General features: G+C 70.6%; 22 protein-coding genes and 1 tRNA gene. 15 read left to right on the forward strand and 8 right to left on the reverse strand.

Annotation, left to right across the window (positions count from 1 at the left end; all coding sequences use genetic code 11):
• Positions 1-22: 22 nt before the first annotated feature.
• On the reverse strand, positions 23-829 hold the full coding sequence (locus CUT39_RS18955) for a hypothetical protein (RefSeq protein WP_100449145.1): 807 nt from the start codon (positions 827-829) through the stop codon (positions 23-25).
• A gap of 198 nt (positions 830-1,027) precedes the next feature.
• Between CUT39_RS18955 and mshB the strand changes: the two genes are divergently transcribed.
• Together mshB and CUT39_RS18965 are read left to right on the forward strand one after the other, a co-directional pair.
• A complete protein-coding gene (mshB, locus tag CUT39_RS18960; protein WP_100449029.1) occupies positions 1,028-1,909 on the forward strand; it encodes an N-acetyl-1-D-myo-inositol-2-amino-2-deoxy-alpha-D-glucopyranoside deacetylase in 882 nt (293 codons plus the stop codon).
• A gap of 141 nt (positions 1,910-2,050) precedes the next feature.
• Complete coding sequence (locus tag CUT39_RS18965; RefSeq protein ID WP_157930837.1) at positions 2,051-2,713, forward strand: MgtC/SapB family protein; 663 nt, start codon at positions 2,051-2,053, stop codon at positions 2,711-2,713.
• Between the two features lie 55 nt (positions 2,714-2,768).
• Here CUT39_RS18965 and CUT39_RS18970 read toward each other — a convergent pair.
• Positions 2,769-2,842, reverse strand: a tRNA-Arg gene (locus tag CUT39_RS18970).
• Between the two features lie 382 nt (positions 2,843-3,224).
• Between CUT39_RS18970 and CUT39_RS18975 the strand changes: the two genes are divergently transcribed.
• Positions 3,225-4,235 carry a M48 family metallopeptidase gene (locus CUT39_RS18975; protein ID WP_100449031.1) on the forward strand — a complete coding sequence of 337 codons (1,011 nt, stop codon included), beginning with the start codon at positions 3,225-3,227 and terminating at the stop codon, positions 4,233-4,235.
• An 8-nt stretch (positions 4,236-4,243) separates the two neighbouring features.
• On the opposite strand, the gene CUT39_RS18980 is transcribed toward CUT39_RS18975, so the two are convergent.
• The gene (locus CUT39_RS18980; RefSeq protein WP_100449032.1) at positions 4,244-5,584 is read right to left on the reverse strand and encodes a dipeptidase; all 1,341 of its coding nucleotides are present in this window, start codon (positions 5,582-5,584) and stop codon (positions 4,244-4,246) included.
• A 35-nt stretch (positions 5,585-5,619) separates the two neighbouring features.
• Between CUT39_RS18980 and CUT39_RS18985 the strand changes: the two genes are divergently transcribed.
• Positions 5,620-6,399 carry an SURF1 family cytochrome oxidase biogenesis protein gene (locus CUT39_RS18985; protein ID WP_157930838.1) on the forward strand — a complete coding sequence of 260 codons (780 nt, stop codon included), beginning with the start codon at positions 5,620-5,622 and terminating at the stop codon, positions 6,397-6,399.
• Here CUT39_RS18985 and CUT39_RS18990 read toward each other — a convergent pair.
• The gene (locus CUT39_RS18990; RefSeq protein ID WP_198587279.1) at positions 6,362-8,536 is read right to left on the reverse strand and encodes a transglycosylase domain-containing protein; all 2,175 of its coding nucleotides are present in this window, start codon (positions 8,534-8,536) and stop codon (positions 6,362-6,364) included. The two genes, CUT39_RS18985 and CUT39_RS18990, sit on opposite strands and share 38 nt — an antisense overlap.
• Before the next feature lie 224 nt (positions 8,537-8,760).
• Between CUT39_RS18990 and cobA the strand changes: the two genes are divergently transcribed.
• From cobA to CUT39_RS19030, 8 genes are all read left to right on the forward strand, one after another.
• Positions 8,761-9,978, forward strand: coding sequence for a uroporphyrinogen-III C-methyltransferase (gene cobA, locus CUT39_RS18995; protein ID WP_232805827.1), 1,218 nt, complete (start codon positions 8,761-8,763; stop codon positions 9,976-9,978).
• A gap of 182 nt (positions 9,979-10,160) precedes the next feature.
• Positions 10,161-12,779 (forward strand): fibronectin type III domain-containing protein, encoded by a 2,619-nt coding sequence (locus CUT39_RS19000; RefSeq protein WP_100449036.1) that lies wholly within the window; start codon positions 10,161-10,163, stop codon positions 12,777-12,779.
• 16 nt (positions 12,780-12,795) lie between these two features.
• Complete coding sequence (locus CUT39_RS19005) at positions 12,796-13,821, forward strand: AAA family ATPase (RefSeq protein ID WP_100449037.1); 1,026 nt, start codon at positions 12,796-12,798, stop codon at positions 13,819-13,821.
• Positions 13,818-14,993 carry a DUF58 domain-containing protein gene (locus CUT39_RS19010; RefSeq protein ID WP_198587280.1) on the forward strand — a complete coding sequence of 392 codons (1,176 nt, stop codon included), beginning with the start codon at positions 13,818-13,820 and terminating at the stop codon, positions 14,991-14,993. Before CUT39_RS19005 ends, CUT39_RS19010 begins: the two co-directional genes overlap by 4 nt.
• The gene (locus CUT39_RS19015; RefSeq protein ID WP_100449038.1) at positions 14,990-17,116 is read left to right on the forward strand and encodes a DUF3488 and transglutaminase-like domain-containing protein; all 2,127 of its coding nucleotides are present in this window, start codon (positions 14,990-14,992) and stop codon (positions 17,114-17,116) included. The genes CUT39_RS19010 and CUT39_RS19015 overlap by 4 nt, the downstream gene beginning before the upstream one ends.
• 93 nt (positions 17,117-17,209) lie before the next feature.
• The gene (locus CUT39_RS19020) at positions 17,210-17,422 is read left to right on the forward strand and encodes a DivIVA domain-containing protein (protein WP_100449039.1); all 213 of its coding nucleotides are present in this window, start codon (positions 17,210-17,212) and stop codon (positions 17,420-17,422) included.
• Positions 17,423-17,460: 38 nt separating this feature from the next.
• Complete coding sequence (locus CUT39_RS19025; protein WP_157930839.1) at positions 17,461-17,961, forward strand: hypothetical protein; 501 nt, start codon at positions 17,461-17,463, stop codon at positions 17,959-17,961.
• Positions 17,962-18,061: 100 nt separating this feature from the next.
• Entirely contained in the window at positions 18,062-18,475 is a 414-nt protein-coding gene (locus CUT39_RS19030; RefSeq protein ID WP_100449041.1) for a hypothetical protein, read from the forward strand.
• A gap of 7 nt (positions 18,476-18,482) precedes the next feature.
• Here the strand turns inward: CUT39_RS19030 and CUT39_RS19035 are convergent, their stop codons facing one another.
• Positions 18,483-19,400, reverse strand: coding sequence for a carbohydrate kinase family protein (locus CUT39_RS19035; RefSeq protein ID WP_157930840.1), 918 nt, complete (start codon positions 19,398-19,400; stop codon positions 18,483-18,485).
• 112 nt (positions 19,401-19,512) lie between these two features.
• Between CUT39_RS19035 and CUT39_RS19040 the strand changes: the two genes are divergently transcribed.
• On the forward strand, positions 19,513-22,644 hold the full coding sequence (locus CUT39_RS19040; RefSeq protein WP_100449042.1) for a UvrD-helicase domain-containing protein: 3,132 nt from the start codon (positions 19,513-19,515) through the stop codon (positions 22,642-22,644).
• Here CUT39_RS19040 and CUT39_RS19045 read toward each other — a convergent pair.
• Together CUT39_RS19045 and CUT39_RS19050 are read right to left on the reverse strand one after the other, a co-directional pair.
• Positions 22,637-23,518: a peptidoglycan-binding protein gene (locus CUT39_RS19045; RefSeq protein ID WP_100449043.1), complete on the reverse strand. Its 882-nt coding sequence runs from the start codon at positions 23,516-23,518 to the stop codon at positions 22,637-22,639. The genes CUT39_RS19040 and CUT39_RS19045 overlap by 8 nt on opposite strands.
• A gap of 95 nt (positions 23,519-23,613) precedes the next feature.
• On the reverse strand, positions 23,614-24,534 hold the full coding sequence (locus tag CUT39_RS19050) for a peptidase inhibitor family I36 protein (protein WP_100449044.1): 921 nt from the start codon (positions 24,532-24,534) through the stop codon (positions 23,614-23,616).
• Positions 24,535-24,854: 320 nt separating this feature from the next.
• Between CUT39_RS19050 and CUT39_RS20585 the strand changes: the two genes are divergently transcribed.
• Together CUT39_RS20585 and CUT39_RS19055 are read left to right on the forward strand one after the other, a co-directional pair.
• Positions 24,855-24,992 carry a hypothetical protein gene (locus CUT39_RS20585; RefSeq protein WP_157930841.1) on the forward strand — a complete coding sequence of 46 codons (138 nt, stop codon included), beginning with the start codon at positions 24,855-24,857 and terminating at the stop codon, positions 24,990-24,992.
• Positions 24,993-25,048: 56 nt separating this feature from the next.
• Positions 25,049-25,324 (forward strand): hypothetical protein, encoded by a 276-nt coding sequence (locus tag CUT39_RS19055; RefSeq protein ID WP_100449045.1) that lies wholly within the window; start codon positions 25,049-25,051, stop codon positions 25,322-25,324.
• Between the two features lie 7 nt (positions 25,325-25,331).
• Here the strand turns inward: CUT39_RS19055 and CUT39_RS19060 are convergent, their stop codons facing one another.
• Entirely contained in the window at positions 25,332-26,321 is a 990-nt protein-coding gene (locus CUT39_RS19060) for a LuxR C-terminal-related transcriptional regulator (protein WP_100449046.1), read from the reverse strand.
• Between the last annotated feature and the right edge of the window lie 130 nt (positions 26,322-26,451).

The following is a 26,451-nucleotide window of genomic DNA, read 5'->3' on the forward strand; positions in this document are numbered from 1 at the left end:
GTCTGCCTTAGTTGAAGCGGTGCTAATTGATGAACCGGAGGTCGGCGATCATCCCGGACGCGACGGCCATGACGTAGAAGTCGGTGAGCGCCAGGGAGGCCAGTGTGATCCAGGCCCACATCATGTGCCGGTTGTTGAGGACGGTCACGAACGACCACAGGCGGTAGCGGATCGGGTTCTTCGAGAAGTGGCGCAGCCGCCCGCCCATCACGTGGCGGCAGGAGTGGCAGCCGAGGGTGTAGCACCACAGCAGCACGACGTTGGCCACCAGCACGAGGTTGCCGAGGCCGAACCCGAAGCCCGCCGGCGACTGGAAGGCCAGGATCGCGTCGTAGGTGTTGATCACCGAGATGAGGAACGCCGCGTAGAAGAAGTAGCGGTGGAAGTTCTGCAGGATCAGCGGGAAGCGGGTCTCGCCGGTGTAGCGGGCGTGCCCGTCGGGGACGGCGCAGGCGGGCGGCGAGAGCCAGAACGACCGGTAGTAGGCCTTGCGGTAGTAGTAGCAGGTGAGCCGGAACGCCAGCAGGAACGGCAGACTCAGCGCCGCGTAGGGGATGAGCGGGTGGTCCGGCAGGATACGTCCGAAGTGGGCCGAGTCGGGGATGCAGCCGTCGGAGATGCACGGCGAGTAGAACGGCGTCAGGTAGTGGTAGTCGGCCGCCCAGTAGTCGCCCTGGTAGAACACGCGGAAGGTCGCGTAGGCGACCCAGGCGGTAATGCCGATGACGGTGAGCACCGGCCCGCGCATCCAACGGTCGGTCCGGAGGTTGCGCGCGCTGATCGACGCGCGCGGCGGAGAGGAGACGTCGGTGTCGTCGGTCGTGGTCATCTGCGCCCCTTCGCGCGAGAACTCGGACAAGGCGGGCGTGGCCGCTCGCTCAGCGCAGGATAACGCCATCGACCGCACCACGGGCCATGGGGTTGGTCACAAACGCGAGCAATGCTCTGATCTGGTCGGTAGCGTTCGGAGTTTCCCCTGGGGCGAGAGTCGGCGAGTGCCGCATTCGGCCGCGGTTACCCTTGGCGCATGAGCGAACGCGGCATCGTCTTCGTCCACGCCCATCCCGACGACGAGACCGTCGGCACCGGCGCCACCGTCGCCCACTACGCCGCCCGGCCCGACGCTCGCGTCACCATCGTCACCTGCACCCTCGGCGAAGAGGGTGAGGTCCGCGTGCCCGAGCTGGCGATGCTCGCCGCCGACCGGGCCGACCAGCTCGGCGGCTTCCGCTACTGGGAATGCCGCGAGGCCACCGCGGCGCTCGGGGTCGACGACCTCGTCTTCCTCGGCGGCATCGGCCGCTGGCGCGACTCCGGCATGATGGGCACGCCCTCCAACCACCACCCCCGGGCGTTCTGGCGGGCCGAGGTCGACGAGGCCGCCGGGCTCCTGGTCGAGGTCCTCCGCGACCGCCGCCCCGAAGTCCTGGTCACCTACGACCCCGACGGCTTCTACGGCCACCCCGACCACATCCAGGCCCACCGGGTGGCGATGCGCGGCGCCGAGCTCGCCGCCGACGGCACCTGGCGGCCCGATCTCGGGGCCGCCCACGACATCCGCAAGATCTACTGGACCACCGTCCCCGGAAGCGTGCTCGCCGAACACTTCGAAGAGTTCAAGCACGCCACCGACAACCCGTTCGAAGGCGTCGCCTCGGTCGAGGAGCTGCCCTTCGGGGTCCCCGACGAGGAGGTCGACGCCTGCGTCGCCGGCGACAGGGAGGCCGCCGAGCGGAAGCTGGCGGCCATGCGCGCCCACCGCACCCAGATCGCCGCCGGCGACTGGCTGAGCGTGCTCGGCGAGCGGCTCGGGGCCGAGGCGTTCGGCGCCGAGCACTACCGGCTGGTCAAAGGCGAGCGCGGCCCCGGCTCGGGCCCCCACCGATGGGAGACCGACCTGCTGGCCTGAGCGATCGGGATTGGTCCGGCCGGCAGCGGGTATCCGCCGCCGCGTCCGTTTCGCCGACACCCGTACGGCGGGCGCGGCATCATGAAGACCCGGGAGATGACGCCCGGCCGCCGTCAGCGCGGCCGCAGGAGGACCGACGCGATGGATTACTGGACCCAGCTCGGGCTGCTGGTGCTGGCCTTGGGCCTCGGCATCCTGGTGGGGGCCGAGCGCGAATACCAGGGCAAGGCCGCCGGGATGCGGACGCACGCCCTGATCGCGGCCGGTGCGGCGCTGTTCGTCACCGCCGGCCGCTGGGGGTTCGACCTCCCGGTGGAGGCCCCGGGCGTCGACCCCGCCCGCGTGGCCGCGCAGGTGGTGGCCGGCATCGGCTTCCTCGGTGCCGGCGTGATCTTCTTCCACCGCAACATCGTCCACGGGATGACCACGGCGGCCTCGATCTGGATGACCACCGCCATCGCGATGGCCTGCGCCGCCGGACTGCCGTGGCTGGCGGCCACCGTGACCGCGCTGCACCTGCTGGTGGTGGCCGGCCTGAACCCGGTCGAGCGGGCCATCGGCCGCCACGCCCGCCACATCGGGCGGCTCCATCTGGTCTACAGCTCGACCACCGCCCTGACCCAGGCCCTGGCGACGTGCACCGAGGAGGGCTTCACCGTCACCGAGATCAGTCCGGAGCGCGGCCGGGAGGACCACGAGCGCAGCACCACCCTCACCCTCCACGGTCGCGGTTCGGTCGCCGACCTCACCAGCCACCTCACCCGGACCTCCGGAATCGTGGGCGTCACGTTTGAGGACCTCTGAAGCGGGGAAGACCGGCCCCACGCGAAGGAAAGGGTGCGCCGGAGGAGGGCATCGGCGCGCCAGGCAGGATTCGAACCTGCGACCGTCGGATTAGAAGTCCGGTGCTCTATCCAGCTGAGCTACTGGCGCCCGGCGGGGTCGCATAACGGACGCCGCGCCAGCGCAAGGATACCCGCTGGGAGCGAACACACGGGTACGGGGCGTCGGAAGAACACCCCAAACGATTCTTCGCGACGCCCCGGAATTGCTGACCCAACTCAATCAGTAGTCCGCCTTGCCCTGAGTGTCAAGCACCATGTGGCGGGTTGTCGCCAAGTTGTTACCAATGGCCGGGTTGGGAGTTGCCGATGACGTACTCGAGATGCATTGGGGCCAGGCGTTGTTCGAGGTAGACCGCATCGGCCGTTCCACTGTGCAAGCGGTTGGGGGCACCGCCGCCGCCCCGCGCCGCGCGGCCACGTCCCGGTGCCGCTGTGTCACACTTGCCCCATACGATCCGTGAGGAGCGGCCATGTCCGACCAGCAGCCACCCACCCCGGAACAACCGGCCGAATCGCAGCAGACGCCCCGGGAACCCACGGTCCTGCGCGGCATTTCCACCCGTGCGTGGGAACACCCCGCCGACCGGGGCGCCCTGGTCGCCCTGCGCGAACTGCGCGGCTTCGACGTCGTGATGCGCAAGCTATCCGGAATGCTCTCCGAGCGCGCCATTCGCCTGATGTTCCTCGGCTCGGCCATCAAGGTCGACCGCCACCAGTACTCGCGCGTCTACGACGCCTACCTGAACGTCGCAGCCGTCCTCGACGTCGCCGAGAGCGACCTCCCCGACCTGTACGTCGCCCGCAACCCCGACCTGTTCGGGATGTGCATCGGGATCGACAATCCGCTCATCGTGATCGGATCGGGCTCGCTCGACATGCTCGACGAGAGCGAACTGCGCTTCCTGCTCGCCCATGAACTCGGTCACGCCCTCTCCGGGCACGGCCTCTACCGGACCCTGCTGATGGTGCTCCTGCGCCTGACCACCTCGGTCGCGTGGATCCCGGTCGGCGCGGTCGGTCTGCGCGTCATCACCGCCGCCCTCAACGAGTGGCAGCGCAAGTCCGAGCTCTCGGCCGACCGCGCCGGTCTGCTGGCCGTCCAGGACCCGGCCGCGGCCGTCCGCTTCATGGCCAAAATGGCCGGCGGCGGCGACCTGTCCGACGTGGATACCGCGGCGTTCCTGGAGCAGGCCAAGGAATACGAGTCCGGAGGCGACCTGCGCGAGAGTTTCCTCAAGCTGGCGCTGCTGGAACAGCGCAGCCACGACTTCGCCGTCGCCCGGGCCGCCTCGATCAAGGCCTGGGTCGACGACGGCGAATACCGCGACTACCTGGCCGGCGACTACCCGCGGCGCGAGGACGACGAAGGCGCCTCGATCTCCGAGGAGGCCAAGGCCGCCGCGAAATCCTACAAAGACGTATTCGAAACCTCGGGCGACCCGCTGGCGAAGCTGCTGCGCAAGGTGCGCGACGGCTTCTAAAGACGCGGTCATCGGGCCAGCCGCTCCAGCAGCAGCGCCTCGGCCGCACAGACCCGCTCGAACATTTCCAGATCGAGCGATTCGTTGGGGCCGTGCGGGTTCGAATGCTGGTCCTCCACCCCGGTCACCAGGATCGCCGCCTCCGGGAACAGCTCCTGGAAGGTAGCGATCATCGGGATCGAGCCGCCGACCCCGATCTCGACCGGGGCGGTCCCGCCCCACGCCTCGGCGAACGCCTCCCGCGCGGCGTCGAACGCAGGCCCGGTCGTGTCGATGGCGCACGGATCGCCGACGCCCGAATCGGACGTGACGGCGACCTCGGCCCCCCACGGCGCCCGCCGCCGGAAATGCGCCGCGACCGCCTCGAGCGCTCTCGAGGCGTCGTCGCCCGGAGCGAGCCGGAACGACACCTTCGCCCGCGCCCTCGGCTGCAGCGCGTTCGCCGCCTCCGCCGCGCCCGGCGCATCGATACCCAGGACGGTCGCGGTCGGCTTGGTCCACATCCGCTCGGTCAGCCGCCCGGTCCCGATGAACTCGGCGCCCGGAAGCATCCCGGCCTCGTCCCGCAGCGCCGCCTCGTCGTAGTCCAGCTCGGGCCCCTCGGCGGAGACCAGACCCTCGACCGCCACGTCGCCGCGCTCGTCGTGCATCGTCGCCAGCAGCCGGCACAGGGCGGTGAGCGCATCGGGCACCGGGCCGCCGTACAGGCCCGAGTGCAGCGCGCCGCCCAGCAGCGAGACCTCCACATAGGCGTTCAGGACCCCGCGCAGCGAAGTCGTGAACGCCGGGACCTCGGTCTTCCAGTTCATCGAGTCGGCGATCACCACCACGTCGGCGCTCAGCGCCTCCCGGTGCTCTCGGAGCAGCGCCTCCAGCGTCGGAGACCCGAACTCCTCCTCGCCTTCGATGAGGAGCTTCACACCCACCGACGGCTTCCCGTCGAACGCGCGCAGCGCCGCCACGTGCGCCATCACCCCGGCCTTGTCGTCGGCGGCGCCGCGGCCGTAGAGGCGCCCGGCGCGCTCGACCGGTTCGAACGGGTCGTCCTGCTTCCACAGGGCCGGATCGCCGATCGGCTGCACGTCCTGGTGGGCGTACAGCAGCACCGTCGGCCGCCCGGCCGGGGCCGGGAAGTCGGCGAACACGCTCGGCTGGCCCGACTCGTGCCGGATCTGCCGGACCTCGGCGGCACCGGCCTCCTCCAGCAGCCGCTGCACCGCGTCGGCGCCCCGGCGGACCGGCTCGTGGTCGAAACCGTCGAAGGCGACCCCGGGGATCCGAACCAGCCGCTCCAGGTCCGCGCGCACACCCGGCATCGCGTCGCGCACCGCATTCACCACATCGCTCATGGAGGCCAATGATAGGCCCGGTCTACACTCGCTCCGTGTTCCAACGATTCGGGTTCCTGACCTCGGCGCGCTGGCTGGGGTTGACGGCCGCGGCGATCGTCGTGGTGGTGGTCTGCACGCTGCTGGCCCAGTGGCAGTGGGGCCGCGCCGAAGAGCGCGCCGAAGCCAACGCCCGGATCGACGCCGACGGCGCCCCCGCCGCGCTGGAGGAGGTCCTCCCGGCCGGGTCGGCGCTCGACGACCAGGACCGCTGGACGCTCGTCGAAGCCACCGGCGCCTACGACACCGACCACGAGATCGTGCTGCGGGCCCGGACCAACGACGGCGTCAACGGCTACGAGTTCGCCACTCCACTGGTCCTCGGCGACGGCACCGCGCTGCTGGTCGTCCGCGGCTTCATCGCCTCCGACGGCTCCGGTTCGGCCCCCGACCACCCGCCCGCGCCGTCCGGTGAGGTCACCGTGGTCGGGCGCCTCTACGAGAGCGAACCGGCCGCCGGGCGGGTCGACGCCGAAGCCGGGGCCGTCAGAGCCCGGCGCCTGAGCATCGACCGGCTCGCCGAGCACCTCGGCGACTACGAGCTGCGCGCGGCCTGGATCGGCGAGGCCGAGCCCGCCGACGGGTTCACCGCGCTGGAGACGCCGTCGTTCCGCGCCTGGCAGAACTACTCCTACGCCGTCCAGTGGGCCCTGTTCGCCGCGCTCGTCCCGCTCGGCTGGGTCGTCCTGATCCGCCGCGAGCTGCGCGGCGAGCCCGACGGCCCCGTCGGGCGGGGCGTCAATCGCCGAACTGGATCGCATTCGACGGCGCGTTGAAGTCTTCGACCGGTTCGTCCTCCAACGCGTCCTTGAGGATGTTCCCGACCGTCTCCTTCGAGACCGAAGAGTTCCCCCGGCCGACCGCGTTGTGGATGTAATCCGGGTCGGCCATGAACGCCCCCACCGTCAGCTGCGGCGTGTAGCCCAGGAACCACGAGGTCCGGTTGTTGTCGGTGGTCCCGGACTTGCCGGCGACCGGGCGCCCGAGGATCTCGCCGACGTTCCGCGAGGTGCCCCAGGGGCCGCAGTCGGTGCCTTCGCGCTGCGTCTCGGTCACGCACCGGCCCGCGTCGGTCGCGGCACGCGCGATGTCCTCATCGATCTCCTGGTGGCAGCGCGGCTCGGTCACGTTCAGCTCCTGGCCGTGCGCGTCGATCACCCTGGTGACCGGCAGCGGCTCGCAGTACTGCCCCTCGCCGGCGAGGGTGTTGAACACGTTGGTCATCTCGATCGGCTGCACGTCGGAGACGCCGAGCGTGAACGGCCCCCAGCCGGCGCGGCGCTCCTCCGAGGCGTAGTAGGCGTCGCCCTCGCTGCGCCACTCCAGACCCATCCGCTCGGCCATCTCGACGGCCTTGTCCGCGCCGACCCGGTCGATCAACTGTGCGAAGTAAGTGTTGACCGACATGCCGAAGCCCGACCACATGTTGCGGTTCCCGGCCATCGACGCCGATCCGTTCTTCGGGCACCAGCGCCCGCCGCAGGAGGTGGTCGCCGACACGAAGCTCGTCGTCACCCGGTGCGGGGAGTCGATGTCGTAGTCGAGCGGATAGCCCTCGTCCAAAGCCGCGAGCAAGGTGAACACCTTGAACGTCGACCCGGCCTGGTAGCCGCCGGTGTCGCCGCCGCCCAGCACCGGGTTGACGGTGTTGGGGTAGTTGCCCTTGCGGTCGTCGATCGACGGGTTCGAATGGGGTCCGTTGTCCGACTGGTCGTACGAGAACGACCGGTTCAGGCCGAGGCCCTTGATGCGCCCGGTGCCCGGCTCCATCACCACCGCGCCGTGGGCCAGCGGGTTGCTCTGGTCCTTGGCGTCGTTGACGGTGCCGTTGGCGATCTTCTGGATGTCCGGGTCGAGGCTGGTGATGATCGTGTAACCGCCCTGGCGAAGCTCGCGCTCCCGGTCGCCCGGGGTCTCGCCGAAGGCGTCCTGCTCGCGCCACCAGCGCCGGAAGATGTCGCAGAAGAACCCGAACTCGGTCGAGGTGCCGTCGATGACGATGCACGAGTTCGGCGGGTTGTACACGTCGAGCTCGATCGGCGTGCCGCGGACCTCCGAGGCGTCGCCCCGCGAGAGGTAGTCGGTCTGGACCATGCGGTCCAGCACCCAGTTGCGGCGGCCCAGCGCCGCCGTCTGGTCCGAGGTGACCGGGTCGTACGACGAGGGCGCCTGCACCAGGCCGGCCAGCAGCGCCGCTTCATCGAGCTCCAGCTCCGAAGGGTGCTTGGAGAAGTACACCTGGCTGGCGGCGAAGATGCCGTATGCGTTGTGCCCGAAGTAGGCCTGGTTGAGGTAGCGCTCGAGGATCTCGTCCTTGGTGAGCTGCTCCTCCAGGGCCATCGCGAGCCGGGCCTCGCGGAGCTTGCGCGAGACGGTCTGCTCGGTGGCGTCGATGACCTCCTCGATGGAGTCGGCGTTGAGGCGCAGCGCGCCGCGCACGTACTGCATGGTGATCGTCGAAGCGCCCTGCCGGACCTCGCCGGAGGTCTGGTTCGCGACCGCCGCGCGCACGATGCCGCGGTAGTCGATCCCGTTGTGGTCGTAGAAGCGGGTGTCCTCGGCGGCCACCATCGCCTGCCGCATCACCGGCGAGACCTCGTCGAGGGTGACCGGGCGCCGGAATTCGTCGTAGAACATGCTGATGAGGGTCTCGCCGTCGGAGGCGTAGACGTACGACGTCAGCGGCGGATCGGTGTCGGCGACCTCCTCCGAGAGCGTGTCGATCCTGTCGAAGCCCGCCTTGGCGCTCAGTCCGGCCATTGCCACCAGGGGGAACACCAGCGCCGCTATCCCCAGTCCGCACAGCAGACTGGTGCGTAGCAGGGCGGAGACCCCGTCGGCGTAGCGGCTCGCATTGCCGGGGCCTACGGAGCCGACGCCGGTCATCTGTCGGTGGCGGGGTCGATTGCGCATATATATAGCCTAGGCCACATGCGCGACGTGAAGAATGGAAAACGCTCTGCATTCTGCATTGCGTTGTCTAAGGCGCGCTTAAGGACACGGACGGGTCATCACTCCCGCACCGCCCGCATCGACGGCGATACGTAACAGCCCCGCAATGCGCCGGTTAGATGTGTGCGACGAACCGTGCCTACTCTTGCACACAGTCCCGAGAGAAGCACGCTAGGGAGGCGGACGTGTCGGTCTACGAGGTAGGGCTGCGACTGCGCGGCAAGACCGTGCTGGTCGTCGGCGGCGGCACCATCGCCGCCAGGCGCGTCCCCCGGCTGCTCGACGCCGGCGCGCGCGTGAGGCTGGTCGCCCCCGAAGCCACCGCCACGCTCGGCGACCTGGCCGCCTCCGGCGAGCTCCGGTGGGAGCGGCGCGGCTGGCGGCCCGGGGACGGAGCCGACGCTTGGTTCGTGCTGGCCGCCACCGACGACCCCGAGGTCAACGCCGCCGTCGCGGCCGAGGCCGAGGCCGGCCGCGTCTGGTGCGTCCGCGCCGACGACGCCGGGTCCTCCGACGCCTGGACGCTCGCTGCCACCGAGTTCGACGGTGTCGGCGTCGGCGTCTCCGCCTCCGGCGACCCGGTCCGCGCGGCCGGCGTCCGCGACGCCATCGCGGCTCTGCTGCGCAGCGGCGAGCTCGACGTCCCCCGAGGCCGCTCGTCGCGGCGGCCGGTCGGCGTCGCGCTCATCGGCGCCGGTCCCGGCGACGCCGACCTGATCACCTTGCGCGGGCTCGAACTGCTCCGGCGGGCCGAGGTGGTCGTCTCCGACCGGCTCGCACCGCAGGAGCTGCTCGACCTGCTCAGCGACGAGGTCGAACTCGTCGACGCCGCGAAGCTCCCGTACGGGCGCCACACCGTCCAGGAGCAGATCAACGAGGTCATGGTCGAGCGGGCGCTGGCCGGCAAGTTCGTGGTGCGCCTCAAGGGAGGCGACGGCTTCGTGTTCGGCCGGGGCGCCGAGGAGCTCGACGCCTGCCTGGAGGCCGGTGTGCCGGTCCAGATCGTCCCGGGCGTCTCCTCGTCCATCGCCGGGCCCGCCGCGGCCGGTATCAGCGTCACCGAGCGCGGTGTGGTCCACGACTTCACCGTCGTCACCGGCCACGTGCCGCCGGACGACCCCAAGAGCCGCGTCAACTGGGCCGCGCTCGGCCAGTCCCACGGCACCCTGGTGATGCTGATGGCGGTCAAGAACCGCGCGGCCATCGCCGAGGCCCTCATCGCGAACGGGCGCGACCCGCGCGATCCGGTGCGCATTGTGGAGAACGCCACGACCAAGAACCAGACGATCCGCTCCTGCTCCCTCGCCGAACTCGGTGCGGCCGAGGCCCACCACCCGGCCGTGATCGTCGTGGGAGCGGTCGCCGGCCGCCGCCGCGCATTACTCCAAAGTAACCTGACTTAAGCCACTCTCGGGTCACCCACGTTCGAGATCTTTCTGTGACATTGCGACCCTGGTACGGGTTGCGCGAGCCGATTAGGCTCAACGGCGTGTGTCGATCCTCCAGGATCCCCCGCAAACCCCCTGGAGGCGACTACCCCCGCGCTCTAGCGCCCTGACCATCCCAATATGAGGAACTGTCTGCGATGACCACCATCAACTCCGACGCCCGGCGCCTCAACGTCAAGGGTCTGCTGATTGCGGTGGGCCTGCCCGTGGTGTTGGTCGGCGCGTTGGTCGCCACGCTGCTCGGTACCGGGGCGTTCTCCCGTGACAATCAGGGCGAGGACGCCAGCATGTGGCTGTGGACCACGCCGGCCGGTGAGATCGCCCGCGTCAACGGGCTGACCGCGGCCACCGACGCCCGGTTCGAGATCACCGACGCGGCGGGCAACCCGGTCCAGATCGAGCAGACCGACACGCACCTGCTGCTGCGCAACATCGCCACCGGTGAGGTGTCGGCGGTGGACCTGTCCACGCTGTCGCTGACCGGCTCGGCCGAGACCGCCCCCGGCGAGGGGGTGCGCCTGGCGCTCCACGACGATGGCGCGTTCATCGTCGATCAGGTGCAGGGCAAGGTCAATCAGGTCGATCCGTCGACGCTGGAGCCGGTGGGTGAGGCGCTGTCGTTCCCGGCGGGCCTGACCGGCGGTGCCTTCGATGCCGAGGGGAAGCTGTGGGTCGGAGTGCCCGGCGAGGGCACGGTGGTCGAGATCGAGCCGGGCGAAACCGGTGCCCGGACCCTGGCGACGAAGGCGGTGGCCGAACCGCGCCAGGAGCTGTCGTTGACCGTGCTGGGCGACGGGGTGGCGGTGCTCAACAAGACCGTGCATCGGATGACGACGCTGCGGTCGGACGGACGGATCCATGAGGCCGACATCGAGCTGCTGGGGCCGTCGGAGACGCCGGAGACCAGTCCGGGGACGGTGGCGGCGGTGACGGTCACCGATCCGCCCTCGGTGGTGACCGTCGACGACGACCAGGCCACGTCGTTCGATATCGGGGCGACGCCGTCCTCGACGCTGGGGGCGGCGATGGAGTTCCACGAGCGGGTGTACGTGCCCGACGGCACGAACGGCCTGGTGTGGGTCTACGACCTGGACGGCACCGAGTTGGAGCGGATCGAGATCGATTCGGGCGGGGGACCGGTCGAGCTGTACCACTCGGGTGACACCTTGTTCGCCAACGCGGTGAACACGAATCAGGCCGTGGTGGTCTCGGCCGACGGGCAGGCCCGCATGGCCGAGAAGGACCGCGACGACATCCTCGGCGGCAACGCGCCGCCCGACGACGAGGACGAGGACTCCGGCGAAGGCGAAGAGGGAGACGAGGGCGACGACGGCGGCCAGGAGGAAGGCCCGCCCGGCGCGGTGGCCAACCTCGCCGGCACCGCCGGCGACGGCCTGATCAACCTGTCGTGGGACGCGGCTCCGAACAACGGCTCCGCGCTGACCAAGTACGTCATCGAAGGCGCCGGCCAGTCCTGGGAGATCGCCCCCAATCAGCGGATCCTCGAGATAGGCGAGCTCGACAACGGCGAGCCCTACACCTTCACCGTGACCGCCCACAACGCCCACGGCGCCGGCGACACGGCGACCTCGCCGTCGATAACGCCCTCCGCCGAGGTACCCGACCCGGTCGGCAGCGTCGAGGCCGTCGCCAACCCGGACGGCACGGTCGAAGTCACCTGGGACGAGGCCGACGGCCAGGGCAACGACGTGACCGGCTACCAGGTCGAGGCCGTCAACGGCGACGGAGAGCGCGCGGTGGTCGGCGAAGCCGACGGCACGAGCCTCACCGTCGCCGACGGCGAGCTGACCTACGGCACCCAATACGCCTTCTCGGTCACGACACTCGCCGCCGAAGCCGCCGCCGAGCCGTCGGAACCGTCGGACCCGGTGACGCCGTTCAACGTCCCGGACGCCCCGGGCGACCTGCTCGCCCAGACCGCCCAGGACGCGGCCGGATCGATCGACGTCACCTGGAGTCAGCCCAGGCGCAACGGCCGCGCGATCGAGAAGTACATCGTGACCGCCGGCGGCCAGACCAAGGAGGTCTCGAACCAGGCCGAGGTCCGCATGGACGGCTTCGCCGACGGCCAGAACGTGCAGGTCAGCGTGGTCGCCGTGAACGAGGCCGGCGAATCCGAGCCGGCCACCGGCACCTCGAACACCATGGAGCCGCCGACCGTCCAGGTCTCGGGCAACTCGTCGACGGCCACCTCGATCACGGTCAACATGACCTACGACGACGGCGGCGGCGACGTGACCTGCACGCTTATCCGCGGCAACAAGCTGAACGTGGCCAAAGGTTCATGCGACAGCCTCACCGAAAACGGCCTGCGCGCCTCGTCGGACTACACCTACAAGGTCCGGATCGCGAACGCCGCCGGGCGCTCGAGCACGAACAACTTCGGCCTCTCCACCAACAACATTCGGGGTGAGGTCTACTTCGGGTGCGACGTGGACGTGGACAACAACTACTGCGACTCGGTCGACGGCGTCGGCCTGTACGACAACGCCCAGAGGAACGGCTCTCCCGCCCGAACGGTCAATACCGGAGACCGCTTCCGAGCCGTATGCTGGACCACCGGACCGAGGATCAAACCCCGAGGCCAGGAGTCGGACGGCTACGTCGACTACCACGAGGGCAAGAACGCCACCAACAAGCAGATCCTGCTCGGCAACGACCTGTACATACCGTTCGCCTGGTTCAACATCGACGGGGTCGGCAAGAACTCGGTCGGGAACGTACCCCAGTGTTAAGTAGGAAGCGACGAGAATGCAGGACACCGAGCAGACCCATCCGCTGCAGGCGCCCCGGCAGGCGCAGCAGCAGGTCACGCTCAACGCCGGGCAGGCCGAGGCGTTCGCCGCCACGTTCGAGCGCCTCGCCGCCGCGGTGGACACGGTCGTGCTCGGCAAGCCCGAAGTCGTGCGCCTGGCACTGACGGCCATGTTCGCCGAGGGCCACATCCTCCTGGAGGACGTGCCCGGCACCGGGAAGACGACGCTGGCCCGCGCGATGGCCTCGGCGGTCTCGGGCCAGTGGCGCCGCATCCAGTTCACCCCCGACCTCCTGCCCTCCGACGTCTCCGGCGTCACCATCTTCAACCAGTCCTCGGGCGGCTTCGAGTTCCACCCGGGGCCGGTCTTCGCCAACATCGTCATCGCCGACGAGATCAACCGGGCCAGCCCGAAGACCCAGTCAGCGCTGCTCGAGGTCATGGAGGAGGGCCGTGTCACCGTCGACGGGCAGCCGCATCAGGTGCCCTCCCCGTTCGTCGTCGTGGCCACCCAGAACCCGGTCGAGATGGACGGCACCTACCGCCTGCCCGAGGCCCAGCTCGACCGGTTCCTGGTGAAACTGTCGGTCGGCTATCCGGTGGAGGCCGCCGAGATCGAGGTCCTGCGCGGCACCCACCAGCGGTCGGCCGACGCCGTCCCCGCCGTGGTCGACACCGACACCGTCGCCCAGATGGCCGAGATCGCCAAGTACGTCTACATCGCCGAACCGCTCTACGCCTACCTGGTGCAACTGGCGCAGGCCACCCGGCAGCACCCGCAGGTCGCCGTCGGCGTCAGCCCGCGCGGACTGATCGCCCTGACCCGCGCGGCCTCGGTCTACGCCCTCTCCCAAGGCCGGACCTACATCATCCCCGAAGACGTCAAGGCCCTCGCCGAGCCGGTCTTCGGACACCGCATCCAACTCGCCCCCGACGCGGCCATGCGCGGCGCCAGCGGCCCCGCGGTCGTGGCCGACGTCTTCGATCAGGTCCCCGTCCCGCTGCCCGCCTCGGCGGCATGAACCGGCTGGACTCCCTACGCTCGCTGCCGATCACCGGGCGGGGCGTGGGGCTGGCCGCCGCCGCGGTCGCCCTCGCAACGGCCGGCTGGAGCTGGGGCTACCCCGAACTGGTCGCCTTCGGCACCGCGGCCGGGACCGCCTGCGTCGCCGCCGTCTCGGTCATCGCCGCCAAGCCGCGCCTGGAGGTCGACCGCGGCCTCGCGCCCGACCGCGTCTCGGTCGGCGATTCGGCGACGGTCGCCCTGGAAGTGCGCAACACCGGGCGCTGGCGCTCGGTCAACGCGCGCGCCGTCGACGTCTACGGCGGGCCCACCCACGCCGCCAGGCGGGTCGCCGTGCCGCTGTCGCGCCTGCGCCCCGGCCGGACGGCGAACGCCTCCTACCCGATCCCGACCGAGCGGCGCGGCATCGTCGACGTCGGCCCGCTCGGCATCGGCAAGCGCGACCTCCTCGGCCTGGCCGCCACCGCCGGATCCTTCGGCCCCGCCTCCCGGCTGTGGGTCCACCCGCGGCTGTGGACCCTCGCCCGCACCCCCGACGGCCTCGCCCGCTCCCTAGAAGGCACCGCCGACAAGGTCGAGCAGGGGTCGCTGACGTTCCACTCCCTGCGGGAGTACGTCGTCGGCGACGAGCTGCGCCACGTCCATTGGCGGACCTCGGCGCGCATCGGCCAGCTCATGGTCAAAGAGCACGTCGACACCTCGGTGCCGACGGTCGCGATCGCGCTCGACGACCGCCCCGAAGGCTGGCCCGACCCCGATTCCTTCGAGACCGCCTGCGAGGCCGCCTACTCGGTCCTGACCGCCTGCTTCCGCGCCGAATACCACGCGGCCCTGGTCACCGCCTCCGGCAGCGCCATCTCCGGGGCGGGCCGCGACGCCTACGGCGACCAGTTGGCCGAGCTCGAGTGCGACGCGACCGACTCGCTCGACGCCTTCATCGCGCGTCTCCAGGGAGGCCGCTTCGGCGACACCCTCGTCTGGATCACGGGGGTCGAACCGCCGACCGCCCGACTGGCCGCCCTCAAACGGGCCTATCCGGTCGTCGTCGCCGTCCACCTCGCCCCCGACCTGGACTCCTCCGCCACCCTCCAGGGCGGCCTGCCCTTCCTCCGCGCCGCGAACGGCGAGCAGTTCGCCTCGGCCTGGGACGGCGGTGGCGCCTCCCTATGAGACCCACCCGCTACCGGATCCGCGTCGCCGCCGTCGCCGCCAGCCTGACGCTGCTGAGCGCGCTGGCGGGGTCCGTCGCCGCCCGCGTTTACCACGGCCCGACCCTCACCGCGCTCGTCGCCGGTGCCGCCCTGGCCGCCTTCGGGATCGGGTTCGCGCTGCGCAACCGGCCCACCTGGCTCGCCGGGACCGCCTCCACCTGGGGCCTGGCCGCCTACCTGGTCGGCGCGTTCGTCCTCACCGCCGACGGAACCCGGCCGCTGCCCCAGATGGTCGTCGACTCGGTCGTCAACGCCGTCCCGCGCACGCTGACCGCGCTCATTCCCGTCGAGCCCGCCCCCGACACGGTCGGCGTCCCGATCTTCCTGACCTGGATCGCCGCGGGTCTGGCCTGCGAATTCGCGATCCGGTACGGCCGCACCCTCCTCGGGTGCCTGCCGCCGACGCTGCTGTACGCGGCCGGGCTGTACCTGGTCGGCCCCAACGCCGGCCCCGTCATCGCGGTCGCCGTCGCCTACTGCCTCCTGGCCGGGGCCGCGCTGGCGGTCACCTCGGCGCCGCCGAGCAAGCGCCCGGACCGCGACGCCGAGGTCGACGGCGGCCCGGCGAAGCCCAAGGCGACCGTCCTCGGCTCGATCGTCGGGGCGGCGGTCCTGCTGGTCGCCGTCGCCGCGCTCGCCCCGCTCGCGCTCGGTCTGGTCGAGTCCAGCCCCGACGACCCGCGTGAGCTGGTCGAGCCGCCGCAGCTCACCGACATCGACATCAACCCGCTCTCGCGCATCGCCGAATGGGCCAAGCGGCCCGACCAGGAGCTGTTCCGCGCCCGGCTCGACGGCGACGCCTGGATGCGGCTGGCCGTGCTCACCGAGTACGACGGCGTCACCTGGCAGGCCGGCGGCGACTTCCGCACCGCCGGCTCGGTGCTGCCGGCCTCGGGCGACGGCGATTTCACCGCCGAGGTGGAGATCATCGAACTGGGCGGCAAGCTGGTCCCGGCCGTGGCCGACCCCGCCACCGTCTCCGACCTCCCGGTCGCGATCAACCTGCACACCCGCTGCCTGCTCACCCCCGACGGGCTGGCGACCGGCGACCGCTACAGCGTCGGCTCCGACCCGCTCACCGTCGACACCGAGGCCGCCGCCGGCGCCCGCCCGGATCTGTCCGAGCCGGTCAGCGTCGCGATACCGCCGAACACGCCGGAGATCATGACGATGATCGCCGAGTACATCACCGCCACCTACGACACGCCGCACGAGCGCGCCGAGGGACTGGCCGCCTTCCTGTCCGAGCACTACGCCTTCGATCCGGAGGCCGGAGCCGGCCACGACTACCCGACGCTCGAGTACTTCCTGGAGGCGCCGCTGGAGGCCGGCGGCCAGCGCGGCACCAGCGAGCACTTCGCCGCCGCGTACGCGATGATCGGCCGGCTGGTCGGACTGCCGACCCGCGTCGTGATCGGTTTCGAGGTCCCCGGTGGGGAGTCGACGGTCACCGCCGGCCAGGGCCTGGCCTGGCCCGAGGTCTCCTTCGACGGGGTCGGCTGGGTCCGCTTCGACCCCATGCCGGTCGACGGCGCGACGCCGGTGCCGCCGCAGGAGACCCTGGAGCAGTTGGAGGAGTCGGAGGAGCCGACCGATGACGGCGGCGGCGACGACGGCGCCGAAGACTACAACGACCCGGCGCTCGAGGACGACGACGGCGACTTCGACGGCGAATCGGACCTCGAGGACGGCCGCATCCCGTGGTGGGCGTGGTGGGCGCTGGCGGCTTCGGTCCTCGCCTCGGTGCCGTTGGTGTCCAAGGCGCGCCGGCGGCTGCGGCGGCGCCGGCGGCTGCGGAGGGGGACGCCGGCGCAGCGGGTGGCCGGGGCGTGGGCCGAGGTGCTCGACGCCGCGGCCCGTGCCGGGGTCAAAGTGGGGGCGTGCGCCAACGCCGAGGAGGCCGCCGATCGGGTCGCGGCGTTGGAGGCCGACATCGCGGGGCTTCCGGCATTGGTGAACCGGGCGGCGTTCGCGCCCGGGTCGGTGGGGGAGGACGACGCGGAGGCGGCCGCGGGGATCGCGCTGTCGTTCGAAAGGCGAGTGAGAGCACGGGTGCGGCGGTGGAAGAGGGTCTTGACTTGACGACTGCGCGCCAGTGACCGGAATGCCAACGGAATGTAACGTTACATGTGGCCCGACACGTCTGGGTGCTGAAGACCTGGCAGACTGTGATGCATGGAGAACCCCTTCTTCTCTGTCCGGTTGCGCGGATACGACCGAGGCCAAGTCGACCGAGCGGTCGCTCGCATTCGCAAGGCTATGGAGGTCGGCGCACCCCCGCACCCCGACTCGCTCGACAATCTCGGCTTCCAGATGACCTTGCGCGGATACGACACCGGGGAGGTGGACGAGTACTTCACCGAAGTCGCCCGTTCGCTTCGCAGTTGACCCCGCCCCCGTCTCCATTGAGCGGCTAGGCTGGTGGGGTGACCGCTCAGGACCCTTACCGACCCCAGATGCAGCCCCCGCCGCCTCAGCCCGCCTACGGCGGCCCCCAGCCGTACCCGCAGCAGCAGCCCTTCCCTCCGGGACCGGGGTACGCGCTGCACTCGGTCCAGTGGCCGCAGGCGGCGTTCCACCAGGGCCCGCCCACGATCGACGGCTTCCCGCTGGCGCAGCCGCGGCTCAAGCCGATCCCGTCGGGTCCGGCGATCGGGTCGCTGGTGGCCGGCATCGGCGGGACGCTGGGAGCGCTGCCGGGTCTGCTGTTCGCGGCCCTCAGCCCGTGGGCGGGCTTGACGTTCTTCACGCTCGCGGCGCTGCTCGGCGGCGGGTCGATCCTGCTGGCGGTGTACTCGAAGCGGCAGATCCGGTCCGCCGGCGGCGGGATCTCGGGCCGGGGGGTGGCCACGTCCGGCCTGATCCTCGGCATCGTGGCGGCTGTGCTGGCGGGGCTGGCGCTGCTGATCGCCCTGCTCACGCTCTGAGGCGGGCGCGCGGTGCGGCGGTCGGGCCGCCGCGATCCGGGGACGTCCGTGATTCCGCGGAACAAATGCCTCTAAGTTGGACCGAAAGTATGATGCCGGCATGGAAGCTGAGGAACGAGCGGCCGTGATCGACGGGCTGGCGCTGACCTACCTGCCCGATGGGCTGGGCTCGGCGTCGGATTTCGAGTTCGAGTGGGGCGGGGTCGCCTTCATGCAGCGGGTGTGGGAGGCCGAGGTCGAACCGGGCGTGTGGCGGGTCGACCTGCAGGTCCAGGTGATGCGCGGGGACCGGCTGGCCGACCGGGAGGCGCTGCGCGGGTTCTGGGTCGAGTACCACGAGAAGGACGGCGACTGGTCGGGCGAGCCGTTCGGCGACGACGGCTTCGCGGGCCCGCGCGAGGTGGCGCTGCTCATCGAGCCCGGCCTGGCCGCGGAGGTGCGCGACCCGTTCGAGCGCCGGGGTATGGACGAGATCGAGCGGACGGCCCGGGGACTGCGCCTGATCGAGTTGTGACCGCCGGTCAGCGCAGCTCCGAGCGCCGGGGCGGGTTCGCCCCCGCGCGGGAGCAGGTGATCGCGGCGACCTCGGAGGCGAACTCGACCGCCGCCGCGGCCTCGGCGCCGCTGAGGCGGTCCAGGCCCTCGGGGGCGAGCCGGCCGGCGCGGCCGAGCCAGTCGAGCAGGGCGCCGCTGAAGGAGTCGCCGGCCCCGACGGTGTCGGCCATGCGGGCCGGACGCGCCGGTACCGCGATCTCCTCGTCGGCGCACCACACGAGCGAGCCCTCGGCGCCGCGGGTGACGACCACCAGCTTCCGTCCGGCCCGCATCCAGCCGCGCGCCAGTTCGGCCGGGTCGGTGCCGGGCCAGATCCACGCCAGGTCCTCGTCCGAGACCTTCACGATCGAGCTGAAGTCGAGCCAGCGGGTCAGGCGGAGCCGGTACGACTCCCGGTCCCCCAGGAGCGCGGAGCGCACGTTCGGGTCCAGGCTCACCGTGGTCGAACCGCTCAGCCCGTCGAGCCAGTGTTCGACCACCGGTCCGCCCGGGTCGAGCGCCAGGCCGAGCGAGCCGGCGTGCACGGCCTCGAGCTCGGGGGCCGCGGGCAGTTCGCCGGCGGTCCACTGCCAGTCGGCGGTGCCGTTCACGTGGAATGAGTATTCGGCCCCGCCTTCGGGTCCGACCGAGACGATGGCCAGGCTGCTCGGTTCGGCGGCGGTCACGGCCCAGTGCAAGTCGACGCCCGAGCCGGCCAAGTGCTCCCTCAGCAGCCGCCCGAACGCGTCGGACGACAGCCTCCCCAGGAAGGCGACGTCGGATTCCAAGCGGCCCAAGGTGAGCGCGACGTTCATCGGGCTGCCGCCGGGGTGGGCGACGGGGCGGCGGGGGTCGGCGGCGGGCACTTCGAGGTCGATCAGGGCCTCACCGATCACACCGATCATGCGCACCAACCTTTCCCGGTTCCGGACAACGCGAACATCGTATTCGCCCGCACGCCCGCCCCGGCCGACGGCCCCATGAGCGGCACGCGGCGGCTGTGGGACCATCGCACAGGTGCGATTCCATGCCGATCTGCATATCCACTCCAAGTACTCCCGCGCCTGCAGCAAGGACTGCGACCTCGAACATCTGGCGTGGTGGGCCCGGCGCAAGGGCATCACCCTGGTGGGCACCGGCGACTTCACCCACCCGGCCTGGTACGACCACCTGCGCGAGAGCCTCGTGCCGGCCGAGCCCGGCCTGTTCCGGCTGCGCGAGGACCTCGACGCCGACATCGTCCGCCGCCTCCCGCCGAACCTGGCCGAGCGTCCCGTGCGGTTCATGCTGTCGGTCGAGATCTCCACCATCTACAAGCACGGCGACCGCACCCGGAAGATCCACCACCTGATCTACATGCCCGATCTGGACTCGGCGGCCGAGTTCAACCGCCGGCTCGCCAAGATCGGCAACATCGCCTCCGACGGCCGGCCCATCCTGGGCCTGGACTCGCGGGACCTGCTGGAGATCGCGCTCGAGAGCGGCGCAGGCGGCTACCTGGTCCCCGCGCACGTGTGGACGCCCTGGTTCGCCGTGCTCGGTTCGAAGGCCGGGTTCGACCGGATCGAGGACTGCTACCGCGACCTGTCCGACCACATCTTCGCGCTGGAGACCGGCCTGTCGAGCGACCCGGCGATGAACTGGCGGGTGTCCGGTCTCGACCGGTATCGGCTGGTGAGCAATTCGGACGCCCACTCGCCGCCGATGCTGGGCCGGGAGACGACGCTGTTCGACACCGACCTGGACTACTACGCGATCCGGCGCGCGCTGGAGACCGGCGCCGGCCACGCCGGTTCGGTGGAGTTCTTCCCCGAGGAGGGCAAGTACCACGTCGACGGCCACCGCAAGTGCGGGATGCGCTTGGAGCCGAACGAGACCCGCGGGCTCGGAGGCAGGTGCCCCGAGTGCGGCAAGCCGGTCACGGTCGGCGTGCTCAGCCGCGTAGAGGACCTCGCCGACCGCCCCGAGGGCGCCCGCGCCGACGGCGCGGCGGACTTCAAGAGCCTGGTGCCGCTGCCGGAGATCGTCAGCGAGATCGTAGGCACCGGCCCGAAGAGCAAGAAGGTCCGCACCGAGATCGACCGGCTCACCGCCGGGCTCGGCCCGGAACTGTCGATCCTGGAGGACGCGCCGGTCGACGAGGTGAAGTCGCACTCGCCGCTGCTGGCCGAGGCGGTCGCGCGCCTGCGCGACGGCAAGGTGATCCGCGAGGCCGGCTACGACGGCGAATACGGCACCGTCCGGATGTTCGAGCCCGGCGAGGTCGCGACGCTGGGCGCCGTGAGCGTCCCCGCCCTGTTCGACGTCGAACCGGCCCGGCCCGCAGCCAAGACAGCACCGCGACCGAGAGCCGCTCCCGCCGCGCCCGCCCCGGCGGTGCCGGCCCAGCGGGCCCCGGCCCCGGAACCGACCGGATCCCCATTGGACGGGCTCGACCCCGACCAGCGCGCCGCCGCCGAGACGCCGTCCGGTCCGCTGCTCATCGTCGCCGGACCCGGTACCGGCAAGACCCGCACCCTCACCCACCGCATCGCCCACGCGGTGTCGACCGGAGCGGCCGACCCCGACCGGTGCCTGGCGATCACCTTCACCCGCCGCGCCGCCGAGGAGATGGCCGAGCGGCTGGACGCGCTCATGAGCGACCGCACCGGACGCCCGACCGTCGCCACCTTCCACTCCCTCGGCGTCCGCCTACTCCGCGAACAGCACCGGCCCGCCGGGCTCGCCGCCGACTTCGGCATCGCGGCCGCCGACCGCGCGGCCGGGATCGCCGAGGAGGCCGCCGGAGACCGCAAGCTCGCCGCGAAGGTCCTGGCCCACCGGTCCCGGCCCGCGGGCGAGGCGCCCGAACCGGACCTGGCCGCCGCGCTCGAGCGCTACGCCGCCCGCCTGCGCGAGCTCGACCTGGTCGACTTCGCCGACCTCGTGGCGCTCCCGCCGCGACTGCTCGAGGCCGATCCGGACCTGGCCGCGCACTACCGCGACCGGTACCGCTGGATCGCCGTGGACGAGTACCAGGACGTCGACGAGCAGCAGTACCGGCTGCTGCGCGCGCTGGCACCCCCGGACGGCGACATCACCGCCATCGGCGACCCCGACCAGGCCATCTACCGCTTCCGCGGCGCCGACGTGGGATTCTTCCTGCGGTTCCGGCGGGACTTCCCGGCCGCCCGCACCGTCGAGCTGACCCGCAACTACCGCTCGGGGGCGAGCATCGTCGCCGGTGCCCTCCAGGTGGTCGAGCCGACCACGCTCGTCCCCGGCCGGGAACTGCGCCCGTTCGGCGGCCACGGCGAGCACCGCATCGAGTCGTACCGGGCCGCGAGCGAGGTCGACGAGGCGTCGTTCATCGCCCGCCGCATCGACCAGTTGATAGGCGGCACCTCGATGAACTCGTTCGACTCCGGCCGGGTGCTCGACGACGACTCCGGCGGGCTCGGCCTGTCCGACTTCGCCGTGCTCTACCGCACCGACCGCCAGGCGCAGGCGATCATGGCCGCCCTCGACCGCGCCGGACTGCCGTTCCAGAAACGCTCGCACGACCGCCTCGCCGACCGACCCGGGGTGCGGGAGCTGCTGGACGAGCTCGCCCTCGTTCCCGCCGACGGCCCGGCCGGCCCCACCGTCGCCGACCGCCTGCGCCGCGCGGCCGAGACCGTCCTGTCCCGCACCGGCGACGCCGAAGCCGAGACCGGTATCCGCACCGCCGCCGAGCTGCTCAAGCCTCCGGCCGAACGCTGCGGCGACGACCTCGAGCGCTTCCGGACCGAGCTCGTGCTGGGCCTCGAAGTGGACACGCTCGATCCCCGCGCCGACCGGATCTCGCTGCTGACCCTGCACGCCTCGAAGGGCCTGGAGTTCCCGGTCGTGTTCATCGCCGGCTGCGAGGACGGCCTGCTGCCGCTCCGCCACCCCGGCGAGGACCTCGACGACGAGGCCGTCGCCGAGGAGCGGCGCCTGCTGTTCGTCGGCATGACCCGCGCCCAGCGGCACCTGTGCCTGACCCACGCCGCCAAGCGGTCCCGGCGGGGCGTCGAGACCGCCGCGGCCCGCTCGCCGTTCCTGGCCGAACTGAGCCCGGCGGTCCACCGGCGCCACGAATCCGAACCGAAGCGCCGCAAGCCCCATTACCAGCCCAAACTCATCTAGTACCGGGGCGCATACGGTCGTGCCTCTCCCACCAGGTGAAGCCGACCCGGTATTCCGGTGGTGTGTTGTCGGGGGCGTGGTTCGCCAGACCGTTCCTGCCGAAGAAGTAGTCGTGCACCTGCGGCTGGGCCGGGCCCGACATGTCGGTGTCCGCCACCGCGACCGCGTGGATGTGGTAAGGCCAGTTCCCCTGCGACGGGGTGCGCAGCCAGGCCGCGAAACCGACCTCGCGAAGCGCCTGCACCGTCCTCCACCGCTGCGTGGTGTTCAAGCCGGAGACGCTGATGTCGACAACGCCGCCGCCGTCGTGCGTGCCGGCCGAGGTGGGGTCCCCTCCCGGGTTGTAGGAGCCCTGCGACAGCGTGAGGTTCCACGGCACTTCGGCGTCGGCGGCGGCCAGCATGTTCCCGGTCCGGGTGTTGACCCGCTCGCCGCCGTACGAGTCGTTTCTGGAGCCGATGTAGACCACGCGGTCGACCGTGAATCCCTCCTCCTGGCCGAGCGTGGTCAGCGAGGTCGGTCCGGGCACCCCGTTGGCGTCGATGCCGCTGTAGCCGAGGGCCCGCTGCCACGCGGCGTAGGCGGCGACGGTCGCGGTCCCGTAATGGCCATCCACATAGGCGGAACTGAGGTGGCCTTTGGCGTTGAGCGCGGTCTCGGCCACCTCTACATGCGGTCCGGCGTTCAGGGTGGTCCCCTGCCCGGCTTTGGGCGGGTCGACCATGGCCGCCACGAGGGCCAGCTCCATGTCGACCGGACTCTGGGCGCTCGCCGGCGCCGCGAACAACTGGGGCAGGGTAGCCGCGCCTGCGGCGGCCAGACCGGTGGTGAGCAGTCGGCGCCGCGAATGCGTCGACGGCCGGTGATCGTTCATGATGTTCCTCCACATCAAAAGTCCGAATAGGCGGTAAGGTCCGCACCGCTTCACCGTGAAGCGATGCGGACCGCCCGTCCGGTTCCGTTGTCGACTCAGCTGAACCGGCAGCAGGGGTTGTAGCCCCTGGCGATCCAGAAGTTGGTCGGAGTCGGATTGGACAGGGTGTAGTCGCCGACGCTCTTGGCCGCGTGGGTCTGTCGACCCGGACGCATCTCGAAGTGAGTGTGCGAGGCGCCGGAGGAGCTGATGCCCCGCCAGTCCTCCAGGCCGATCCGCTGGCCACTGGAGATGTGGTCGCCCGCATCAATGCCGTTCAGCGGATTGAGGTGCAGGTAGACGATGGTCCGGTTGAGACTCGAGTTGTAGATCGCCAGGGTGGACAGACCCCCTGAGCCCCTCGACCCCTCGCGGACGTTGGTCACCGTTCCCGACAGCAGCGAGTACACGTTGTAGCCGACGCCCCGCTTGATGTCGATGCCCTCGTGGCGGCCCGAGGTGTTGACGTAGCCGTCGAAGTACGAGGTGACCCTGGCCGACGACGAGTGGTACAGGCGGTATTCCAGGTTGTCGCCGGCATTCCCGCTGGCGCCGATGCGGTGGCCCGCGTTGTCGTTCTTCAGGTAGGAGCGGAGATTGGCCTTCGCGCCGGGGCTGAAGTTGTCGATCGGTCCCTTGTAGCCGCTGTTGTAGAAGACCGTGACGTACCTGCCGGTCCGGTTCCAGGCCGAGGCGGCGTTGTTCTTGACGCACTGCCCCTTCCCGTTGCCCGATCCCCTGTACTCGTAGCAGGTCGGCTGCGACGGGCCGTAGTTGGTGATCGACCCGTCGAAGTCGCTCACCGATCCCTGGTTGTTGCTGTTGTAGTAGAGGCAGAACTCGCCGGACTCGCAGATGCCGTTGCGCGCCGTCGCGGCCTGCGCGGGTGAGACCGCGGCGAGCGCGGCTGCGGCGCCCATCAGGACCGCCAGGGCCAGGGCCACTGCACCCCGTCGATTCGACTTGATCAATTGCATGGCTTCTCCTTACGGAGGATTGGATGCTCCGGTGTCGCGGCGGTCGCGAACCTCGAGACCACCGTCGAAAGGAGTTCGAGTAGCAAGAACTTCCATGCACCGGTTCCGGGTTGTTTCCCAATCCACCCTGTGCGCTTCTGCGGCGCCTGTGCAGTGGTCGGAATCGCCAGGTCGAACCCGTGGTCAGAACCGACCACCATCGCGGCCGGGTGGTGAGAAGCTGCCACCGTCCGCGGTGTCAAATGTGACAACTTACGAACGTGCCCGCCCGGGCGTAGAACTGAGAACGAAGCCAGAATGACGTCCGAATGGAGTCAGCAATGCGCAAGTTCACCGCTACTCTCATCGCCGCTTTCATCTCGGCTCTGCTCTTCATCGCTCCGGCGAGCGCGCCCGGTTCCGAATTCGATTCCGTCCAAGGGGACGGGGACTCGCAGGAATCGAACGACTGGCAGTGACACCGTCCGATCCCGGCGACTGCGCCGGGGCCGGAAAGGATGGAAGGCGGCAACGCATGAGGCTGACGATCGTGACCGTCACCGTCGGTTCCGACGCCGTCCTCGACAGGGACGAACTGGAGCGGGAGCTCTGGAACAACACCTCGGACTCGGACGCGGTCGAGCACATCAGCCTCAAGCCCGGCGTACCGACCTGGAACATCTGCTTCTACACGCGGGCCTGGGGAGTCGAGCACGCTGACCGCTCGGGCGATCAACTGGTCAGGAGGACGCTGGCGAGCATGGCCGACCACGGTGCCTGGATCGTGGAGTCGGTCCGCACCGTCATCTGACCACCGGTCAGAACAGGTCGTCGGGTTCGATCCAGCCTTCCACGATGGCCTTGGCGCCCAACTGGTATCGGCTCGTCGCCCCGATCCGGCGTGTGAGGTTGTCCGAGAGCCGGCGGACGGTCCGGACCGACACCTCCATGCGTCTCGCGGCGGAGTTGTCGGTGTGTCCCTGCGCCCAGAGCCGCAGCACGTGCCGCTCCTGTGCGCTCAGCTCCCCCACTCGACGCGGCCGTGTCCTCGTCAGTGGCGCCGCGTCGGCCCAGACTTCGTGGAAGAGCGACACCAGGGCGTGGACGACGACCTCGTTGGTGAGGACCAGTGCGCCGATCCGGCTCTGGGTGAGGCTGATCGGAACGACCACCTGCGTCCGGTCGAGGATGATCATGCGAGTCGGGAGCGTGGGCGCGGTGCGGATCTGAGCCCCGAGTTCGATCTCCCAGCGGAGCTTTTCGAGGGTGAACTCGTCGTTGCGGACACTGTCCAGGAAGACCGTCCTGACTTGTACGCCGCGCCTTAGGACTTCCTCGTCGACGGGTCGGGCCGAGGCCGCGGCGTCCTCGGTCAGCCTGCCGACGGGGTTGAAGATCAGCTCCTCCTCCGCGCAGTCGGCGACCAGTTCGCCGATCCGCGACCGGATGGCGTCGAGACCGAACACATGCTCCGTAGACGTTTCCCCGCCGCCGGCCGTCCCTCGCTGCGACAGCATCCGGGCGATCGCCAACCGGCTCCGGTCGATCTCCTGCTGCATCCGGGACACTTCGGTCTGCCGTTCGGACAAGAGCGCGGAGAGCCCGATTTCCGGCGATACGGGGCGAGGAGTGGGCGATTCGAGGTCCTCGATGAGGGCGGCGTCGGCGAGGGCGTCCAGACTGGCGCGGACGGCGTCTTCGTCGACCCCCGCGGCGGAGGCCAGGTCGGACACGCGTGCTCCCGGGTCGCCCAGCATGGTCATGTACACCTGCTCTGTGGTGGTGTCGAAACCGAAGGCTGTCAGCATCGCGGCGGCCTCCACGGGCGGCACAAGGGCGGGGAAGGCGGTCGGCCCTTGTAGACTTATGTAGGTTCTTCACCTGGGAAGATACCATTGTGGGACCTCGTTGTACACCATCGCGACCAGGGTCCGCAGA

This window comes from Glycomyces xiaoerkulensis (assembly GCF_002798405.1).
Classification (GTDB): Bacteria; Actinomycetota; Actinomycetes; order Mycobacteriales; family Micromonosporaceae; genus Glycomyces; species Glycomyces xiaoerkulensis.

Excerpts from the sequence above, each read along its gene's own strand:
- CUT39_RS19045 (WP_100449043.1), bottom strand. The coding sequence starts at position 23,518 with ATGAACGATCACCGGCCGTCGACGCATTCGCGGCGCCGACTGCTCACC.
- CUT39_RS18980 (WP_100449032.1), bottom strand. The coding sequence starts at position 5,584 with ATGAGCGATGTGGTGAATGCGGTGCGCGACGCGATGCCGGGTGTGCGC.
- CUT39_RS18990 (WP_198587279.1), bottom strand. The coding sequence starts at position 8,536 with ATGCGCAATCGACCCCGCCACCGACAGATGACCGGCGTCGGCTCCGTA.
- CUT39_RS19030 (WP_100449041.1), top strand. The coding sequence starts at position 18,062 with ATGGAAGCTGAGGAACGAGCGGCCGTGATCGACGGGCTGGCGCTGACC.
- CUT39_RS18955 (WP_100449145.1), bottom strand. The coding sequence starts at position 829 with ATGACCACGACCGACGACACCGACGTCTCCTCTCCGCCGCGCGCGTCG.
- mshB (WP_100449029.1), top strand. The coding sequence starts at position 1,028 with ATGAGCGAACGCGGCATCGTCTTCGTCCACGCCCATCCCGACGACGAG.
- CUT39_RS19060 (WP_100449046.1), bottom strand. The coding sequence starts at position 26,321 with ATGCTGACAGCCTTCGGTTTCGACACCACCACAGAGCAGGTGTACATG.
- CUT39_RS18965 (WP_157930837.1), top strand. The coding sequence starts at position 2,051 with ATGGATTACTGGACCCAGCTCGGGCTGCTGGTGCTGGCCTTGGGCCTC.
- CUT39_RS19010 (WP_198587280.1), top strand. The coding sequence starts at position 13,818 with ATGAACCGGCTGGACTCCCTACGCTCGCTGCCGATCACCGGGCGGGGC.
- CUT39_RS19015 (WP_100449038.1), top strand. The coding sequence starts at position 14,990 with ATGAGACCCACCCGCTACCGGATCCGCGTCGCCGCCGTCGCCGCCAGC.
- CUT39_RS19020 (WP_100449039.1), top strand. The coding sequence starts at position 17,210 with ATGGAGAACCCCTTCTTCTCTGTCCGGTTGCGCGGATACGACCGAGGC.
- CUT39_RS19035 (WP_157930840.1), bottom strand. The coding sequence starts at position 19,400 with ATGATCGGTGTGATCGGTGAGGCCCTGATCGACCTCGAAGTGCCCGCC.
- CUT39_RS19000 (WP_100449036.1), top strand. The coding sequence starts at position 10,161 with ATGACCACCATCAACTCCGACGCCCGGCGCCTCAACGTCAAGGGTCTG.
- CUT39_RS19055 (WP_100449045.1), top strand. The coding sequence starts at position 25,049 with ATGAGGCTGACGATCGTGACCGTCACCGTCGGTTCCGACGCCGTCCTC.
- CUT39_RS19005 (WP_100449037.1), top strand. The coding sequence starts at position 12,796 with ATGCAGGACACCGAGCAGACCCATCCGCTGCAGGCGCCCCGGCAGGCG.
- CUT39_RS20585 (WP_157930841.1), top strand. The coding sequence starts at position 24,855 with ATGCGCAAGTTCACCGCTACTCTCATCGCCGCTTTCATCTCGGCTCTG.
- CUT39_RS18975 (WP_100449031.1), top strand. The coding sequence starts at position 3,225 with ATGTCCGACCAGCAGCCACCCACCCCGGAACAACCGGCCGAATCGCAG.
- CUT39_RS19050 (WP_100449044.1), bottom strand. The coding sequence starts at position 24,534 with ATGCAATTGATCAAGTCGAATCGACGGGGTGCAGTGGCCCTGGCCCTG.